Genomic DNA, 16,424 nt, shown 5'->3' with positions numbered 1-16,424 from the left:
CTCCTTTAGATTACAAACCGTTTACCACGCTTGATTTTTACCCAATGGTATCAATCCTCTTAGCAGTCAGTAGTCAATTGCTATTTAAGAAAAAAGCTTAATAACTAAATTTGCACTCAGTCTCTCGTCTTTTTGCGGCGCGACAATTATTTCCGAGGCCTAATACATAACCTTCACTTGCCCGGAGCCAAGCGGCTGTTTTGATAGGCATAATTTGAAAGCTTTTGCCAATTGAATAAACAGATTTTCCTTTCGTCAAGATGACTGCTGGAGAGGTAATAAAGCAGACACTATCTAACCCGATCATCAATCAGCCCCGATCGTCTACCCTTCGACTCAGGCTGACTTGATAGTGTTTAATCTTGCTGTACCGTCGTGAGATGAAAGAGGTTTGAAAAGCAGGCTTTTCTCAAGTCCTTAGTGGCAGCTCATATCTATGAAATGGTTCTGTGAGCGGAAGACCTCACAGCAAGAAGGAGTTTTTTGTTACTTTTTTGATCGACTGCAAAAAAGTAAGGAACCCCTCCAATGGAATGTAGGCTGCAGATTCTAAAAGCAAGCAGATGTTTGAAAAGCATATGCTAGTTAAGTACATATATCTTTCCTCTCGTCAAGATGACTGTAGGGGAGGTGATAAAGCAGTAACCCTTTAACTAGATCATTAATCAGGCCCGACCGTCTACCCTTCGACGCGGCTCAGGCTGACTTGATAGTGTTTAATCTTGCTGTACCGTCGTGAGATGAAAGAGGTTGGAAAAGCAGGCTTTTCTCAAGTCCTTAGTGGCAGTTCATATCTATGAAATGGTCCTGTGGGCGGAAGACCTCACAGCAAGAAAGAGTTTTTTGTTACTTTTTTGATCGACTGCAAAAAAGTAAGATACCCCTCCAATGGAATGTAGGCTGCAGATTCTAAAAGCAAGCAGATGTTTGAAAAGCATATGCTAGTTAAGTACATAGATCTTTACTTTTGCCAAGATGACTGCTGGAGAAAGAGAAAAAGCCGACACTATTTAACTATTTACTTAACAAGTATGAAACTAATTGATTATATTCACAATTGTTAAGTAAATGAATGCAGGATGAAAGAACCCTCTTTAGGTGAATTTGAAGAATTAGTATTGCTCATGGTAGCCGCGCTTCATGATGAAGCTTATGGCGTATCCATTCTTGAAAACCTGGAAACCAAGCTTGATAAACGGGTCAATATCAGCGCTATTCATGTAGCCTTAAAGCGCATGGAGGAAAAAGGTTTTGTGCAATCCCGATTCGGAGGTATTACTAATGACAGAGGCGGTAGAAGGAAGAAATTCTATATTATTACCGCTTTTGGTAAAAAAATGCTGGATCAGCAGTATGCTCTTCGCACCAGTTTGTATCAGGAAATACCTAAAATTTCCTTTAACTAATGAAGGTGCAAGCTCCCAAATATGCCTTAAAATTTCTCAGGTGGTTTTGTAGAAAAGACTATCTGGAAGAGATAGAAGGTGATTTGATAGAGCTATTTGAGTTACAGTCTGCCGAATCTCCGGCTGCCGCCAAAAGAAAATTTACCTGGAGTGTTGTCCGCTATTTCCGTCCTGAGTTCATAAAGCTTTTCCCAAGTCAAAACTCAAAATTTATTATCATGCAACAGCACAATTTAAAAATCACTTATCGGACTTTTCTCCGGTATAAAAGCTCATTTCTCATCAACTTGTTTGGTCTGGCCACAGGGCTTACCTGCGCCATTCTCATTTTCCTTTGGGTAAATGATGAGCTCAGCACAGATAAATTTCACGAGCATGATGCTCAGCTATATCATGTAATGCTCAACCATGAAGAAGATGGAGGCATACGCACAGACACCAGCTCTCCCGGTCTGCTGGCAGAAGCCTTAGAAGAAGAGGTGCCGGAAATAAAAATGGCCGTAGAAGATAGCGATCCTCTATGGTTCGGAGAAAATTTCAGTTTATCAGACGGGGAGAAATTCCATAAAGCCTCTGGTAAATTCGCTGGAGATGGTTATTTCGAAATGTACTCTTTCCCCATGAAGTATGGCCAGGCAGACCATGCTTTGAAAGACAAAAAATCGGTCGTGATTTCAGAGTCACTGGCTACCCGTTTATTCGGCAGCTCTAAAGATGCGCTCAATAAATCATTAGAATGGAAACTTTTACATTTCACATCTCAAGCTACAGTTACAGGCGTTTTTAAAAATTTACCCACAAACTCCACACAGCAGTTTGATTTTGTATTGCCTTTCTCTCTCTTCAAAGACATTTTAGGTGATGGCCTTCATTGGGGGAATTACAACACTTACACTTCAGTGCTGGTTACTCCCGGCACCAATATTAACCAACTCAACCAGAAGCTGGCCGATTTTATCAAAAACAAAAACCAGGGCAGCAATGTATCTCCAATGCTGGTAAAGTTCTCCGACCTATATCTTTATGGTCAATTCGAAAATGGGCAACAAGCCGGAGGCAGAATCATGTACGTACGCCTATTCTCTGTTATAGGCCTGTTTGTACTGATCATCGCCAGCATCAATTTTATGAACCTCAGCACTGCCAGAGCATCTCGCAGGTTAAAGGAAATAGGGGTTAAAAAATCACTTGGAGCAGGAAGAAAAACATTGATAGCACAATATCTGACTGAAGCCCTGGTCATGGCTTTTCTGGCATTAATATTTGCCATAGCTTTTACTTATGCTCTTCTTCCACAGTTTAATCAAATTACCGGCAAGGTTTTAACATTGACACTGTCACCCACATTTATTGGAGGTCTAATTGGTATTGTAATCTTCACAGGCTTACTAGCGGGCAGCTATCCTGCCTTGTATTTATCAGGATTTAAGCCAATAAATATATTAAAAGGCCACTTTAGAGGCTCTGCCACCGAAGCATGGACACGAAAAGGACTGGTAGTTTTCCAATTTGTATTATCCATTGTAATGGTGGTTTCGGTACTTATTGTTTATAAGCAAATCAATTTTGCACTTACCAAAAACATAGGCTACGATAGGAATGGGGTAATTCTGGTACCTATGGAGGGTAAGGCCACCGAAAACATTGAAAGCTACTTAACCAGATTAGGTGAAGTTCCTGGCGTGGAACATGTTTCTGCCAGCTCCCATACTTTCACCCAAAACGGCTCTTTTACCACTGGGGTAAGTTGGCCAGGAAAAACTGAAGGCACCATCATTAAATTCGAACAATCAAGGGCGTATTATGACATTCAGCAAACGTTAGGCTTTGAAATGGCAGAAGGAAGAAGCTTTTCTAATCAATATGGGGATGAGACATCCAAAATCATATTTAATGAAGCCGCCATTGAAGCCATGGGATTAGAAGATCCTATCGGGAAAAAGGTAAACTTATGGGGCGAAGAAAAAGAAATAATTGGCGTGATGAAAAATTTCAATTATTCCAGCCTGCATAGTAAAGTAGAGCCTATGTTATTTCATTTCAAAACAGATTTTCTGCCTAATATTTTAATTAAGTTAAACACTAAAAATCCTAGAAATGTACTTTCTAACCTGAGAGAATGGTACAAAATCAACAATCCGGGCTATAATTTTGATTATACATTTTTAGATACTGCCTACGAGGCTCAGTATAAAGCAGAAGAAAGAGTGTCATTGCTAGCCAGATATTTTGCAGGTGTAGCCATAGTTATCTCTTGCCTGGGTTTATTTGCTTTAGCAGCTTTTACGGCAGAGAGAAGACAAAAGGAGATAGGAGTAAGAAAGATACTCGGAGCCAGTCATTTTACTATTGTCAGGCTGCTCTCAGCTGATTTCACCAAAATGGTGCTATTAGCTATAGTAATAGGCTTACCAGTAAGCTACGTAATGGCCAACTTCTGGCTACAAAACTTCGCCTATCATATTAATTTAGAATGGTGGTACTTCGCCATCTCAGGCGCCGCAGCACTGGTTATAGCTTGGCTCACTGTGAGCTTCCAGACTATCAAAGCAGCTCAGACCAACCCTTCCGCTAGTTTGAAGGAAGAATAAAGACAAAAAAAGAGGCTGCCTTAAAAGTAACTTTTAAGGCAGCCTCTTCTATATTTTCCAATAATTATTTCTACTGCAATTCATAAATTAAACCTGGCCCATCACAGGCAGACCATGAACTGCTTATAGTATTTTCTGATTGAAAGTATAAAAACTCTTTATTATCACCAGTACAGTTCCCTATCAACTCACTATCTCCATCAAAAGTAAGCTCAAAATATTTCTCACCATTCTTTTCTACCTTCTCGTACTTTCCCTTTGCTTCTTTCACCTTCCCCTCGTGGCTACGTTCTTTAGTAAAGGTATTATCATCACTGAACGAATAAGATTCTTGATACTCCATCTCACTGCCTGTCCTTTCCGAACCTTGCATGTTGCCAGTCATTTTCACTAGTTTCCAAGTCATTTCAGTATTTTCAGGTGATTGTTCTTCTTTGTCGTTGACTTCTGCAGAATCGCAAGCGGTAAGCCATACTATGAGACAAAGGACAGAACTAAGGTAGTTTAGGATTTTCATATTTTATGTAAGTCTTTTTTTTACAGACACTACACGAATGTTAAAGGTTGTGATTTTTTTAATTTATTTTTTAATAAAATTTATACTGAAGCCACAGAACCACCGTCAACCCTAAAATTAGCTCCAGTTACAAATGATGCTTTATCTGAAGCCAAAAAAGTAACTACCGAGGCCGTTTCTTCCACGTCTCCAGCTCTTTCCAAAACTAGATTAGGCCTTTTATTCTTAAGAAATGCCTGCACAGCTTCGTCGGGAGTAATACCCTCTTTATCCGCTATGTCTTGCATCATACTTTCTACAAGTGGTGTTTTTATAAAGGCGGGAGAAACAGTATTTACAAGAATGCCATCCTTGGCCAATACCTTAGATAAGGTTTTAGTAAGGTTATTCAAAGCGCCCTTGGTCACATTATAATGTGCCATATCAGGATCTGGCTGCTCTCCATTTTCAGAGGAGATATTGATAATCCTACCCCATTTATTATGCTGCATCATAGGCACCACCTTTCTAATGAGCGTAACAGCCGAAAACACATTAAGCTCAAAGATATCTCTCCACTGCTGGGTACTCAGCTCCATAAAAGAAAGAGGGTCCCCTATGGTTCCGGCATTGTTTACCAAAATATCTATCTTTCCGAATCTTTCTTGAGATTTATGGATTAGATTATCTATCTGCTGCTCATCGGTAAGGTCAGTAGGTACAGCCAACACATCCACATTATACTTTTCAAGCTCAGATACCACTTGAGATAAATCAACCTGATCTCTGGCGCAGATAATTAGATGACAGCCCTCTTTAGCCAACTCCTCTGCTATGCCTTTACCTATGCCCTTACTGGCTCCGGTAACTAGCGCCACCTTTTCTTTCAAATTTAAATCCATGATATCTTATTTTTCGTATTTCCTAATAATAACAATCTGACTTGGCAGGCTGTAAACAAATCAACTTGCCAGCCCGTTTGTATTCTTGAGACTATAACACTGATATTATGAAGCTTGTTTTCAAATTTACCGTAATAGTATTCTTATTCATGGCTGCAAGCTGTGGTGCCAAGACAGAATCTAAACAGCTTTCTACGCTGGAAATAAGTGATGATAAGGCTGCTGAACTAGATACCGCTTATTTCGCCGGAGGCTGCTTCTGGTGTATAGAGGCCATATTTGAACGTGTTAAAGGGGTAGAGGCTGCCGTATCTGGATATAGCGGAGGAGACCAGAAAAACCCCACTTACCACGAGGTGAGCTATGGCAAGACGAACCATGCAGAATCTGTAAAAGTGTTTTTTGACCCTAAAGTGGTTTCATATAAAACATTAGTAGAAATCTTCTTTGGATCAATAGATCCCACCCAATTAAACCGTCAAGGTCCAGATGTAGGAAAGCAATACAGATCAGCCGTTTTTTATAAAGATAATGGGCAAAAACAAATAGCTACAGAGGTCAAAAATAGACTGAATCAATCTGAATATAACGGTAAAATAGTAACGGAAATAACAAAATTTAAGGCTTTTTATGACGCTGAAGATTATCATCAGGGTTATTATGAAATACACCCAGATGACCCTTACGTAAGGAGTGTTTCAAAACCTAAAGTAGAAAAATTCATGAAGCACTTTAAAGATAAATTGAAAGAAGAATACCAATAACAAAAAAGCCCGGAGTTCCGGGCTTTTTTGTTATATATCTATCTCTATCTGATTTTTCAAAATATCGTCCATGGTCTCTCTCTGGCGTATGAGGCGAGCTTTCCCTTCATAAACCAAAACTTCTGCCGGTCTATACCTGGAGTTATAATTAGACGCCATGCTAAAACCATAAGCTCCTGCATTCTTTATAGCCAATACATCTCCTTCTCTTACTTCATTGAGCTTTCTATCCCAGCCAAAAGTATCTGTTTCGCATATATACCCCACCACAGAATATACTCTCTTTATACCAGAAGGATTTGAGACATTAAAAATTTCATGATGTGCATCGTACATCATAGGTCGTATCAAGTGGTTCAATCCAGAATCTACGCCCACGAACACGGTAGCAGGTGTAGTTTTTATTACGTTAGCCTTTACAAGAAAATATCCGGATTCACTTACCAAGTACTTGCCTGGCTCAAACCACATTTCTAATCTTCTGCCATAAGACTCACAAAATTTATCAAAGGCATTTCCTAGCTTTAGTCCCAGCTCTTTTACATCTGTAGTAATATCATTAGGCTTATAGGCTACTTTAAAACCACTACCAAAATCAATAAACTCCAGATCAGGAAAATCATTAGCCACATCAAATAAAATATCGGCCATTTTTAAGAATACCTCTGCATCCAGTATGTCAGATCCGGTGTGCATGTGCAGCCCTTTTACATGTATGTTATTGGTTTTCACCACCCTTAGCAAATGAGCCATTTGGTAAATAGAAATACCAAATTTAGAATCTCCATGACCGGTAGATATTTTCGCGTTACCACCAGCCATAATATGAGGATTCAAACGAACACAACACGGAATAGAATCATGATAAGTATGTCCAAACTGCTCAAGAATAGAAATATTATCTATATTAATAATAAGCCCCATTTCTACTCCTTGCTGTAGCTCAGCAAAAGAAACACAGTTAGGTGTAAATAATATTTCATCAGGCGTAAAACCAGCTTTCATAGCCAGCCTGGCCTCCTGTATAGAAACAACATCCACCCCGGCACCATGCTTTTTCATTAACTTCAACACAGATATGTTAGTTAATGATTTCGCCGCATACTTAATCTTCAGCTTTTGAGTAGAAAAAGCATCCTTTAAACTTTGAAGCTGACTTATGATTTTATCGGCATCATAAACATATACAGGGGTTCCAAATTCCTCTGCTATCTGAGTCAAGTCAATACCCTGAAGCTGATAAGTGTTGTTGTTTAATTCCATATTGTAAAAAAATATTCGTCAAAGATATAAAAAGCAACAAAGGTTTTAGAATATAATAAGACAAATACCATTGTAATACTGCCATACCAAATCAAGTCTTCGGTTAAAATTGGTTAAATTGAAGCTTAAGCGCATTCAATAAGGTAAGATTGTTACCAAAACTGCCGAAATTGCAGCCTAATGAAGAAGCACATTATTTGGATTGTCATATCGTTAATGTCTGTAGCATTAATTGGACTCACCAGCTTTCAGGTGTATTGGATTAATAATGCTCTAAAATTAAATCAGAAACAATTTGAGCAGAAGGTACAGCAATCTTTACAGCTGGTATCTCAGCGGCTTGAGAAGAAAGATGCTTATGATTTCACTCATAATATTCTACGGGTATATCCGGGAGTGGTATCTCAGAGCACGCGCAGGTTTGAATCTTCTTCAGGCAATTATAATGAGGACAGCTCTGAAGTAACAAACCCCTCTTACTACTGGGGCCATCATGCATTCTGGTTTAATATTATAAACCCAGATCTACGGTCAGAAAATCAGCTATTACGCAAATCAGAAATGGTTAATGTAGTAGTAGAAGAGATGTTTGGCAGAAAGAGGAGTATACATGAAAGAGTAAACCCAGACATATTGGAGTCTATGCTAGACAAAGAATTTTTTGAGCGAGGTATAGAGCTCAACTATGACTTTGCCGTATGGAACCCTTACATGGATAGTGTGCTATATACTAATACCAATAACGACATCAAAAAAGTAAAGCACTCTCCACTCAGAGCTCGACTTTTCCCTAATGATATACTGGGAAGTACCCATTATTTAACGGTAAACTTTCCTGATGAAAGCGCCTTCTTGTTTAGAGAAATATGGGCAACACTGGCCACTTCGGTAGTTTTCATTTTACTTATTATAGGCTGCTTTACTTATGCCATTTACACCATCATAAGACAAAAGAAATTATCTGAGATGAAGAATGACTTCATCAACAATATGACTCATGAACTAAAAACACCTATAGCCACTGTAGGCCTTGCCTGTGAGGCTCTTCATGAAAAAGAAATGCGACAAAACGATAGCATTCTACTAAGGTATCTGGATGTAATAAAAGATGAAAACAACAGGCTAGCCACTCAGGTAGAAAAGGTATTGCAATCAGCCTTATTAGACAAACCGTCTTTTCAAATTAAAAATACAGACCTAAAGCTACATGACCTCATAGAAAATGTGGTTTCTAAAATAAGAGTACCGCTGGAAGCCAAAAGCGGAGAAGTGGAGCTTAAGCTAAATGCTTCAAATGACAATATCCTGGGAGACTATGAACACCTATCTCATGTGGTGCTCAACTTGTTGGATAACGCTATGAAATATTCGCCAGATAAGCCTTTTATCAATATCTCTACTTTTAACATTCAAGATGGTATTATAATAGAAATTTCTGATCAGGGAAAAGGGATGAAGCAGGAAGAATTAAAGCGAATTTTTGATAAATTTTATAGGGTGCACACCGGTGATCGGCATGATGTTAAAGGCTTTGGTCTCGGACTTAGTTATGTTAAATCAATTGTAAATATGCACGGCGGCGATATTTCTGTTAGATCTGTTTTAGGGCAGGGTAGCACGTTTAGCATATTTCTTCCTTTTAAAAATGGAGAATAAAATAAAATTACTCATTGTAGAAGATGATCAAAATCTAGGACAGATATTAAAGGAATATCTGCAACTGAAAGGCTATAAAGCTGATTTGTATCGAGATGGAGAGTCAGGGCTCCAAGCTTTTGCGCCTGGACTATATGACCTGTGCATTTTAGATATTATGATGCCTAAGCGAGATGGCTTTTCTTTGGCGCAAGAAATTCGTAATCAGGATAAAAACATTCCATTGATTTTTCTTACGGCCAAATCCATGAAAGAAGATGCCATAAAAGGACTCACCATAGGGGCTGATGATTATGTTACCAAACCCTTTAGCATGGAAGAACTCTTACTTAGACTGAAAGCTATTTTAAGGCGTTCTGCCCCTATTGCGGGTGAGCAGCCTGCTGAGTTTAATATTGGAGATTACAAATTTGATCCTACCCGAAGGATATTAGATTTTAAAGGAGAAACTACCAAGCTCACCACTAAGGAAAATGATCTACTCACGCTACTGTGCAAACATCAAAACAGGGTGCTTTCCAGAAAAATAGCGCTAAACAGCATCTGGGGAGATGATTCTTACTTCAATGCCAGGAGCATGGATGTGTATATTACTAAACTAAGAAAGTATCTTAAAAAAGATGAGTCTCTTCAAATCCTAACTGTACATGGTGAGGGCTTCAAGCTCATTAATTTATAGACTAATTTCTTTATAAAACCATAAAATAATATTTTGCCCTTTTAAATATTTGATGATGTAGATGTAAGCTATCTTGTAAGTTACCTCTATTTTTCTTACTTTTCTGTTTGATTCCAAACAAAAACAAAGTACTTAAAAAAGGAGAATTTTTTGCTCGGAATTAGTAAGGTGTGCAAGGAGAAATGCAACCATTTATTAAAAATAATTTTATTGATCCAGAACCTATAACCCTATATTCCGATGATTCAGATAATACCTTCGATCATTATTAATGATGGGAAAGTAATACGATTACAGCAGGGAGACTTATCTCGCGAAAAGGTGTACGACAAGAGCCCTCTTGACCTTGCCAAAAACTTTGAGGACCATGGTATAGAAGAAGTCCATTTAGTAGATTTAGATGGCGCCAGAAGAGGGGAGCCCGTTAACTATCATATTTTAGAAGCTATAACAGGCCACACTAACTTAAAAGTAGATTTTACAGGTGGTATTCATACTGATGGAGACATAAGCAAAGCCTATGAATATGGAGCCAAATACATAACTGCTGCCAGTGTAGCCGTAGCTCGGAAGGAGCTTTTTGCCTCATGGATTATTTCATATGGCCGAGAAAAAATTACTCTTGGTGCAGATGCCATGAACGGAAAAATAGCTATACGTGGCTGGCAAAAATCCACCGACATAGAGCTGTTTGATCATATAGAGTACTTTTATTCAAGAGGCCTTAAATATGTTAAAACTACAGATATAGCACGCGATGGCCTCATGGAAGGACCTTCTTTTGATTTGTATCAAAAAATTATCGATACCTTTCCAGACATTTGTGTATTAGCCAGTGGTGGGGTAAGAAACGTAGATGATATCAAAAGGCTTAATGATATGGGTGTGTTTGCCGTAATATTTGGTAAAGCCTATTATGAAGGCCGCATAAAACTGAAAGAACTGGAATCTTACCTTGTGAAAGTGTAACGGATTTCAGTCCTAAAGCTCACTAAGCTGAGTTTTACCTACTCTTTGATAAAATCATCAAAAATTAAAAGCCCCGAATATCTTCGGGGCTATAAGATTTAACTTGCTTTTAATAAACTGTCCTGCTTTAGAGTGTAGGTTCTGACCTCTTTTTTCTCTAGATCAAACCAAGCGCATTCCACTAGATAAGAGCTTTTATCCTTAATGTAATGTAATACCTCCATCACTTTCCCATCTCTATTACTTTTTACACGCTCTCCTTTTTTAAAAAGTCTTTTCATAGGCATCTCCCAACTATTATAAATTAATATAACAATATCGTTCTTACCTTAAGTATACGATTTTTTTTAACAAAAGATCGTAAAATCTACAATTATTAACAAGACTTATATAAAGTTTAATTACAGTTAATATTAAGATAATCCTAATCCATAATAGTAAGAACCAGACATGCCATCATAAACTCCCTCAATCAGCACACCGCCTTCTTTATTCTCAAGAATCTTCACCACATCTTCCTTACTCTTCACTGTTTTTCCATCTATCTTGGTAATAATAAATCCTTCTCTCATATCAGTAAATTTTCTGATTTTCCCTGGCTTCAATGCTTTTACTCTTACTCCAGACTTAAGATCCAATTTACTTAAAGTGGCATTATCAACATCTTCTAATTCAGCGCCTAAAACAGATAGTATCTCAGAAGTCTCTTTTTTCACTACTTCAGTGTTTCCTTGTCTGTTTTTGAGTTCCACTTTGTAAGAAAGCTCCTTACCTTCTCTATTTACCTTTAGCTCCACCTTATCTCCAGGTCTCTTACTACCTATATAGCCTATCAGCTGAGCAGTATTATCTATTCTTCTATTGTCTATACCTGTAATCACATCTCCTTCTTTCACTCCTGCATCTTTAGCTCCACTCATAGGATCCATCCCTGCTACATACACTCCTGAGTATAGGTCTATATTCTTGTCTTTGGCAAACTCACCAGTTACATTTTGTATTTGTACTCCTAACCATCCTCTCTGTACTGTTCCATAAGCAATAAGGTCTTCAACTACTTTACTCACAATATTAGCTGGCACTGCAAAAGAATATCCCGAATAAGATCCTGTGGGGCTTGCTATAGCTGTATTAATACCTACAAGATCACCATTAAGATTTACTAAAGCTCCTCCACTATTTCCTGGGTTTACTGCTGCATCTGTTTGTATGAATGATTCTATGGCTGTATTCAGACTATCTCTAATATTATTTTCAGCCAAAATACCAATGCTTCTCCCTTTAGCACTTACTATACCCGCCGTTACAGTAGAGTTAAGGTTGTAAGGGTTACCCACAGCCATTACCCACTGGCCTACTTTTACTTCATCAGAATTAGCTAACGAAAGGTAAGGTAAATCACCCTCTTCTATCTTTATCAAAGCAATATCTGTAGTAGGATCTGCACCTATAACTTTTGCTTTATAGCTTCTATTATCATGCAGCGTTACTTCAAGGTCATCAGCATCTGCTATCACATGATTATTAGTAACTATATAACCTTTGTTATTTATAATTACGCCACTACCAGTACCTACTCTGGGCTGAGCGCCTCCCTCCGGCTGCCTAAAGAAGGGACCAAAGAAATCTCTGAACTCATCCGGCACTTGCTGACCTCTTGAGGAATAATTACCTGTACTTGTAGACCTGATGTTTACTACTGCATCCATTGTTTTTTCTGCCGCTGCCGAAAAATCTAAAGCTACCAGGTCTCCAGCTTCATTAGTGGAGTAGGCCGTTTTTACTGCAGGGGTACCATCTACATGTTCTACTTTAATGGTTTTACCATTATTATTAAGGTCAAACACCTGGAATGACCCTATAGTTAATGCACTACCTAAAACAGCAGCCATTATTAATGCACTAAACTTCTTCATACTTTCTGTTTTTCTTGATTAAAACACTTGCAATAAAGGTTCGATAACACATTGCACATTCTAACGTGAGCAACTGTAATTTTATTTACGCTATAACCTATTTTTTAGTTTAAAGAGTAAGTTAAAAATTGTTAAAGTACAATTACTAAATAAAAAAGGTCACCTCTCCGCATTAATCAGAGGGTGACCTTTCAAAATATTCAATGACTAAGAAATTTCTATTAATCTAGATGTAGCCGTTTTAGCTTCTTCTTTTTTAGGAATTGAAAGAGCCAAAATACCATCGGTATATTTAGCTTCGATCTTGTCTCCTAATACGGTGCTAGGTAAAGTGAATGACCTTTGAAATGATTGATAGTTAAACTCTCTTTTGGTGAATTTCCCTTCATCATTCTTTTCTTCGTTTTTCACTTCTTTTTCATAAGAAATGGTCAGCAAGTTGTTATCCACCTCTACTTTGAAGTCCTTTTTATTTGCTCCCGGAGCAGCTACTTCTACCTGAAAATCGCTTTCACTTTCTTTTATATTTACTGCAGGCATCGTAGCATTTGAGCCTGAGAAATTGAACATGTCCCTTGATAAGAAATCGTCAAAGAAAGTAGGAAACAGGTCATTTGTTCTTCTAATGAGTGTCATAATATACCTCCTTTTAAAATGTTATTAAATCAAATTCAATAACATTTTTACAATTAGAATGCCAGACGGAGAATAAGACAAATTGACGCTTCAGTAAAGACCAAAATAGCAAAAAAAGTGACATTTTGTCTATTTTTCAACTAACTCCCCATTATCATATTCATACTCTATAGACACATTGCCTTCCTGATCATACCAGCGAGAAATACCGTTTCTTTTGCCATCAGTATAAGGGCTTTCCTCCATCAGGGTGCCATTATCATAATAAGACTTAGCCACCCCTTGCAACAAGCCATTTTCGTAGGTTTTTTCTTCTTTTATTCTATTTCGGTTATAAACCACATAGTCTCCATGCAGCTGACCGTTATGGTAATAACTTCTCTTCTCTATCTCTCCTCGCTGCCCTAATTCTACATGCATACCCTGCATTACACCATCTACATATCCCGTTACAGATTTAACCACACCATTTGCATAAAACGTAGTCCAATTCCCCGTTTTCTTATCATTCAATAAGTCTCCCTGCTCTACCACATTACCTGCATCATTTTTAACTGTGACCTTAACCATACCTGAGGCATCCTCATAAGATTCCTTTATGGCGCCTTTGTGAATGGCTGATGCCCCTTCATTGCTAAGAGCATTATTATCAGCCAATTGATTATCTGAACATGAAAACAATCCTATAGAAATAAAAAAAGCAAAAAAATACTTCATGATATTTTAAGTGTTAATGAATAAAAATAAAGCTCAATTATAAAATATGGGCGATAAAATAAAAAGAATAAGGTGGATTTTGAGCAGTATTTTATATCAAAAAGTAATGAAAGCAAAAGAGCGCATCTTTCGGAATGAAGATTAGCTCAAAAGGGAAAAATACATAGAGGATTGTCCATCATTTTTCTATATTATCTAATATGCAACATAGTGTTAATCTGCTAATGAAAAATTGAGCGGTCCTTTACCTATAAAAACCGCTCAAGCCAAGCTCATAAAAACTAACAAAATTTAACCATTGACTGCCTTAAAGTTCCTCTAGCAGCGCAATCACCTTCTCTTTATTATCAGAAGTAACCTTGTCTTTTAAAGCTCCTTTTTCAAAAGTGGCAAAAAAAGGAAGGCTATAAACCCCGGCCTTTAATCGGGTTTTAGGAGCTTGCTCAGCAGACACTTCTACGAAATTAATGTGCCCATATTTCTCTTCCGCAGCCAGCCTATTATAAATAGGAGCAAACCGCTTACAAACCCCACACCAATCGGCTGAAAATTTAACCATCACTTTGTCATGTGCATTAATTACCTTCTCAAACTCTTCATCAGACACAATTTTCTTTTCCATACTAAAATATTTTAACCATATACTAAGAAAACGATTTCGAAAGACAATGAGTAGAACTATCAATCAATAAAATTTAGTGCGTCATAGACAAAATAAATGAGAACTGTATTTTCAATAAAAACAAAGAGGGTGTGTCAAAAGTGACTATTAAAAGCAACTTTTGACACACCCTCCCTTCAATAAATAGAATAGTAAAATTATTATCTTTCTCCCAGCACAAATTTTACAGGGATCACTTGCTTTACCTTTACAGGCACCCCTCTTTGCTTGCCAGGATTCCATTTAGGCGAATTTTTTTCAAAAATTCTTAGCACTTCCTCATCACAGCCCGCACCTATTCCTTTGGCAATCTGTATATCCACCATATTACCATCTTTATCTACCACAAAGCTTAAATACACTGTACCTTCCACACCTATTCTGCGTGCCTGACCAGGATACCTCAGGCGTTTGTTGATAAATTCATACAGTGCACTCTCACCTCCTACAGGCGAAGGCATCTTTTCCACAATAAGAAAAGTATCATCTACTTTCTCTTCGGGCAAAGGGTTTTCTACGATCACAGGATCTTCTATTTCTACAGGTGGGAGCTCTACTACCACGGTTTTTTTCAATTCTTCCTCCACATCCTGAATATCGGGATCGGGAATAGGATTCATTATTTTTTTCTTCACCGGTGGTGGTGGTGCTGGCTTTTCTTTTACTTGTACCGTGGGCAAAATAGTCTCCAAAACATCCATTTCCCTTGCATCCAAATCTACCGGATTATCGGGAGCTTCCATGGCCGTACGATATTCAAAAGCACTTACTACCAACATTATAGCTGCCAGCAGGCCAATCTGAAAGAATAAGCCCGAAAGCCTTCTTACATCTTTTTCAGGATTTTTACGTTTTTCCATTGTCTGTCATGTTTAGTGTAACATTTATAAAATCATCCGGCCGGGATGTATTTTCTTTTTCTATATGTTCATTACAAGCACTTTTTTCATTTTTAGCCCCTACCACCTTTACGGCAAAATAGGCTATCAATAATAAACCTATGAGTATGAGCACATATATTATAAGCCTCACCACACGCTTACCCACGCTGCTCTTCTCATGCTGCTTTAAAATATCATGATAGTTCTTATGGCTCTCGATGCGCCTCGAAGTCATTTTCTTTCTTCTTAACCGTATTTCATGTCTGCTCATTATTGCTCCCAGTTGACTTTAAAATGTTTCTTTAACTTTTCAACAGCCCTGTATAGACGCATCTTCGCTCCACTTTCTCCTATATTTAATATAAAAGCGATCTCTTTAAAACTTCTATCCTCAAAAAACCTTAACTCTAAAACCTCCATAGTTTCTGTAGGTAGCTCTCTCAATGTAGCTATAAGCAAGCGAATTTGATCTTCACTAAAATCATTTTCGTGTTGCTCAAAAAGCTCTAGCACACGCTCTTCTTCTACACTAAATATTTTATTCCTTTTGTTTTTATTAAAATGCTTATTCACCTCATTACTTGCTATCCTATAGAGCCAGGCGGAAAATGGCAATCCCCTAAACTCATACTTCTTCAAGTTTTGTAATGCCTTTAAAAAAGTTTGAGAACAGATATCTGCTGTTAGATCTTCATCATCAGTTCTTCTGTATATAAAATTAAATATACCCTCATAATACTGATCATAGATCGCACCAAATGCCTTCGCATCTTTTTTAGATGCTTCTATCACTCGCTGTTCGTGAGTAATATCCTCTTCGGTCATATGTCTGGCCTTATTCAAGCTATTCAAGGTAATGGTTTTGATCATATAACCGTGGTTTTTAA

At 37.8% G+C, this 16,424-nt stretch carries 17 protein-coding genes; 6 read left to right on the top strand and 11 right to left on the bottom strand.

Annotated elements, in window-relative coordinates:
* The first annotated feature begins 1,079 nt into the window (after positions 1 to 1,079).
* Together JL102_RS01225 and JL102_RS01220 are read left to right on the top strand one after the other, a co-directional pair.
* Positions 1,080 to 1,406, top strand: a complete 327-nt coding sequence (locus tag JL102_RS01225; protein WP_202241811.1) for a PadR family transcriptional regulator — start codon at positions 1,080 to 1,082, stop codon at positions 1,404 to 1,406.
* Complete coding sequence (locus tag JL102_RS01220) at positions 1,406 to 3,997, top strand: ABC transporter permease (RefSeq protein ID WP_237390291.1); 2,592 nt, start codon at positions 1,406 to 1,408, stop codon at positions 3,995 to 3,997. The genes JL102_RS01225 and JL102_RS01220 overlap by 1 nt, the downstream gene beginning before the upstream one ends.
* A gap of 70 nt (positions 3,998 to 4,067) precedes the next feature.
* On the opposite strand, the gene JL102_RS01215 is transcribed toward JL102_RS01220, so the two are convergent.
* Together JL102_RS01215 and JL102_RS01210 are read right to left on the bottom strand one after the other, a co-directional pair.
* Positions 4,068 to 4,514, bottom strand: coding sequence for a hypothetical protein (locus tag JL102_RS01215; protein WP_202241809.1), 447 nt, complete (start codon positions 4,512 to 4,514; stop codon positions 4,068 to 4,070).
* Positions 4,515 to 4,594: 80 nt separating this feature from the next.
* Positions 4,595 to 5,395, bottom strand: coding sequence for an SDR family NAD(P)-dependent oxidoreductase (locus JL102_RS01210; protein ID WP_202241807.1), 801 nt, complete (start codon positions 5,393 to 5,395; stop codon positions 4,595 to 4,597).
* A 107-nt stretch (positions 5,396 to 5,502) separates the two neighbouring features.
* Here JL102_RS01210 and msrA point away from each other — a divergent pair, with 107 nt between their 5' ends.
* Complete coding sequence (gene msrA / locus JL102_RS01205; protein WP_202241806.1) at positions 5,503 to 6,159, top strand: peptide-methionine (S)-S-oxide reductase MsrA; 657 nt, start codon at positions 5,503 to 5,505, stop codon at positions 6,157 to 6,159.
* Between the two features lie 30 nt (positions 6,160 to 6,189).
* On the opposite strand, the gene lysA is transcribed toward msrA, so the two are convergent.
* Complete coding sequence (lysA, locus tag JL102_RS01200; RefSeq protein ID WP_202241805.1) at positions 6,190 to 7,422, bottom strand: diaminopimelate decarboxylase; 1,233 nt, start codon at positions 7,420 to 7,422, stop codon at positions 6,190 to 6,192.
* Between the two features lie 180 nt (positions 7,423 to 7,602).
* Between lysA and JL102_RS01195 the strand changes: the two genes are divergently transcribed.
* From JL102_RS01195 to JL102_RS01185, 3 genes are all read left to right on the top strand, one after another.
* Complete coding sequence (locus JL102_RS01195) at positions 7,603 to 9,078, top strand: sensor histidine kinase (RefSeq protein WP_202241804.1); 1,476 nt, start codon at positions 7,603 to 7,605, stop codon at positions 9,076 to 9,078.
* The gene (locus JL102_RS01190) at positions 9,068 to 9,757 is read left to right on the top strand and encodes a response regulator transcription factor (RefSeq protein ID WP_202241803.1); all 690 of its coding nucleotides are present in this window, start codon (positions 9,068 to 9,070) and stop codon (positions 9,755 to 9,757) included. The genes JL102_RS01195 and JL102_RS01190 overlap by 11 nt, the downstream gene beginning before the upstream one ends.
* 240 nt (positions 9,758 to 9,997) lie before the next feature.
* Positions 9,998 to 10,726 (top strand): 1-(5-phosphoribosyl)-5-[(5-phosphoribosylamino)methylideneamino]imidazole-4-carboxamide isomerase, encoded by a 729-nt coding sequence (locus JL102_RS01185; protein WP_202241802.1) that lies wholly within the window; start codon positions 9,998 to 10,000, stop codon positions 10,724 to 10,726.
* Positions 10,727 to 10,824: 98 nt separating this feature from the next.
* On the opposite strand, the gene JL102_RS01180 is transcribed toward JL102_RS01185, so the two are convergent.
* The 8 genes from JL102_RS01180 to JL102_RS01145 all read right to left on the bottom strand — a co-directional run bounded on the left by JL102_RS01180 (position 10,825) and on the right by JL102_RS01145 (position 16,407).
* Positions 10,825 to 11,007, bottom strand: coding sequence for a hypothetical protein (locus tag JL102_RS01180; protein ID WP_202241801.1), 183 nt, complete (start codon positions 11,005 to 11,007; stop codon positions 10,825 to 10,827).
* Between the two features lie 132 nt (positions 11,008 to 11,139).
* Positions 11,140 to 12,642 (bottom strand): Do family serine endopeptidase, encoded by a 1,503-nt coding sequence (locus JL102_RS01175; protein WP_202241800.1) that lies wholly within the window; start codon positions 12,640 to 12,642, stop codon positions 11,140 to 11,142.
* Positions 12,643 to 12,849: 207 nt separating this feature from the next.
* Positions 12,850 to 13,278, bottom strand: coding sequence for an Hsp20/alpha crystallin family protein (locus tag JL102_RS01170; RefSeq protein WP_202241798.1), 429 nt, complete (start codon positions 13,276 to 13,278; stop codon positions 12,850 to 12,852).
* A 129-nt stretch (positions 13,279 to 13,407) separates the two neighbouring features.
* The gene (locus JL102_RS01165; RefSeq protein WP_202242413.1) at positions 13,408 to 13,995 is read right to left on the bottom strand and encodes a toxin-antitoxin system YwqK family antitoxin; all 588 of its coding nucleotides are present in this window, start codon (positions 13,993 to 13,995) and stop codon (positions 13,408 to 13,410) included.
* A gap of 307 nt (positions 13,996 to 14,302) precedes the next feature.
* Positions 14,303 to 14,617, bottom strand: a complete 315-nt coding sequence (locus JL102_RS01160) for a thioredoxin family protein (RefSeq protein WP_202241797.1) — start codon at positions 14,615 to 14,617, stop codon at positions 14,303 to 14,305.
* A gap of 200 nt (positions 14,618 to 14,817) precedes the next feature.
* Positions 14,818 to 15,516 carry an energy transducer TonB gene (locus JL102_RS01155; protein ID WP_202241796.1) on the bottom strand — a complete coding sequence of 233 codons (699 nt, stop codon included), beginning with the start codon at positions 15,514 to 15,516 and terminating at the stop codon, positions 14,818 to 14,820.
* Positions 15,503 to 15,808 carry a hypothetical protein gene (locus tag JL102_RS01150; protein WP_202241794.1) on the bottom strand — a complete coding sequence of 102 codons (306 nt, stop codon included), beginning with the start codon at positions 15,806 to 15,808 and terminating at the stop codon, positions 15,503 to 15,505. The genes JL102_RS01155 and JL102_RS01150 overlap by 14 nt, the downstream gene beginning before the upstream one ends.
* A complete protein-coding gene (locus JL102_RS01145) occupies positions 15,808 to 16,407 on the bottom strand; it encodes an RNA polymerase sigma factor (protein ID WP_202241792.1) in 600 nt (199 codons plus the stop codon). The genes JL102_RS01150 and JL102_RS01145 overlap by 1 nt, the downstream gene beginning before the upstream one ends.
* Positions 16,408 to 16,424: the final 17 nt, after the last annotated feature.

It is taken from the genome of Fulvivirga sediminis (genome assembly GCF_016757215.1).
GTDB lineage: Bacteria > Bacteroidota > Bacteroidia > Cytophagales > Cyclobacteriaceae > Fulvivirga > Fulvivirga sediminis.
This window is presented reverse-complemented; position numbering and strand designations above follow the sequence as displayed.

Bases quoted from the DNA above. Each gene is read 5' to 3' on its own strand.
- JL102_RS01225 (WP_202241811.1), top strand. From the start codon at position 1,080: ATGAAAGAACCCTCTTTAGGTGAATTTGAAGAATTAGTATTGCTCATG.
- JL102_RS01220 (WP_237390291.1), top strand. From the start codon at position 1,406: ATGAAGGTGCAAGCTCCCAAATATGCCTTAAAATTTCTCAGGTGGTTT.
- JL102_RS01215 (WP_202241809.1), bottom strand. From the start codon at position 4,514: ATGAAAATCCTAAACTACCTTAGTTCTGTCCTTTGTCTCATAGTATGG.
- JL102_RS01210 (WP_202241807.1), bottom strand. From the start codon at position 5,395: ATGGATTTAAATTTGAAAGAAAAGGTGGCGCTAGTTACCGGAGCCAGT.
- msrA (WP_202241806.1), top strand. From the start codon at position 5,503: ATGAAGCTTGTTTTCAAATTTACCGTAATAGTATTCTTATTCATGGCT.
- lysA (WP_202241805.1), bottom strand. From the start codon at position 7,422: ATGGAATTAAACAACAACACTTATCAGCTTCAGGGTATTGACTTGACT.
- JL102_RS01195 (WP_202241804.1), top strand. From the start codon at position 7,603: ATGAAGAAGCACATTATTTGGATTGTCATATCGTTAATGTCTGTAGCA.
- JL102_RS01190 (WP_202241803.1), top strand. From the start codon at position 9,068: ATGGAGAATAAAATAAAATTACTCATTGTAGAAGATGATCAAAATCTA.
- JL102_RS01185 (WP_202241802.1), top strand. From the start codon at position 9,998: ATGATTCAGATAATACCTTCGATCATTATTAATGATGGGAAAGTAATA.
- JL102_RS01180 (WP_202241801.1), bottom strand. From the start codon at position 11,007: ATGAAAAGACTTTTTAAAAAAGGAGAGCGTGTAAAAAGTAATAGAGAT.
- JL102_RS01175 (WP_202241800.1), bottom strand. From the start codon at position 12,642: ATGAAGAAGTTTAGTGCATTAATAATGGCTGCTGTTTTAGGTAGTGCA.
- JL102_RS01170 (WP_202241798.1), bottom strand. From the start codon at position 13,278: ATGACACTCATTAGAAGAACAAATGACCTGTTTCCTACTTTCTTTGAC.
- JL102_RS01165 (WP_202242413.1), bottom strand. From the start codon at position 13,995: ATGAAGTATTTTTTTGCTTTTTTTATTTCTATAGGATTGTTTTCATGT.
- JL102_RS01160 (WP_202241797.1), bottom strand. From the start codon at position 14,617: ATGGAAAAGAAAATTGTGTCTGATGAAGAGTTTGAGAAGGTAATTAAT.
- JL102_RS01155 (WP_202241796.1), bottom strand. From the start codon at position 15,516: ATGGAAAAACGTAAAAATCCTGAAAAAGATGTAAGAAGGCTTTCGGGC.
- JL102_RS01150 (WP_202241794.1), bottom strand. From the start codon at position 15,808: ATGAGCAGACATGAAATACGGTTAAGAAGAAAGAAAATGACTTCGAGG.
- JL102_RS01145 (WP_202241792.1), bottom strand. From the start codon at position 16,407: ATGATCAAAACCATTACCTTGAATAGCTTGAATAAGGCCAGACATATG.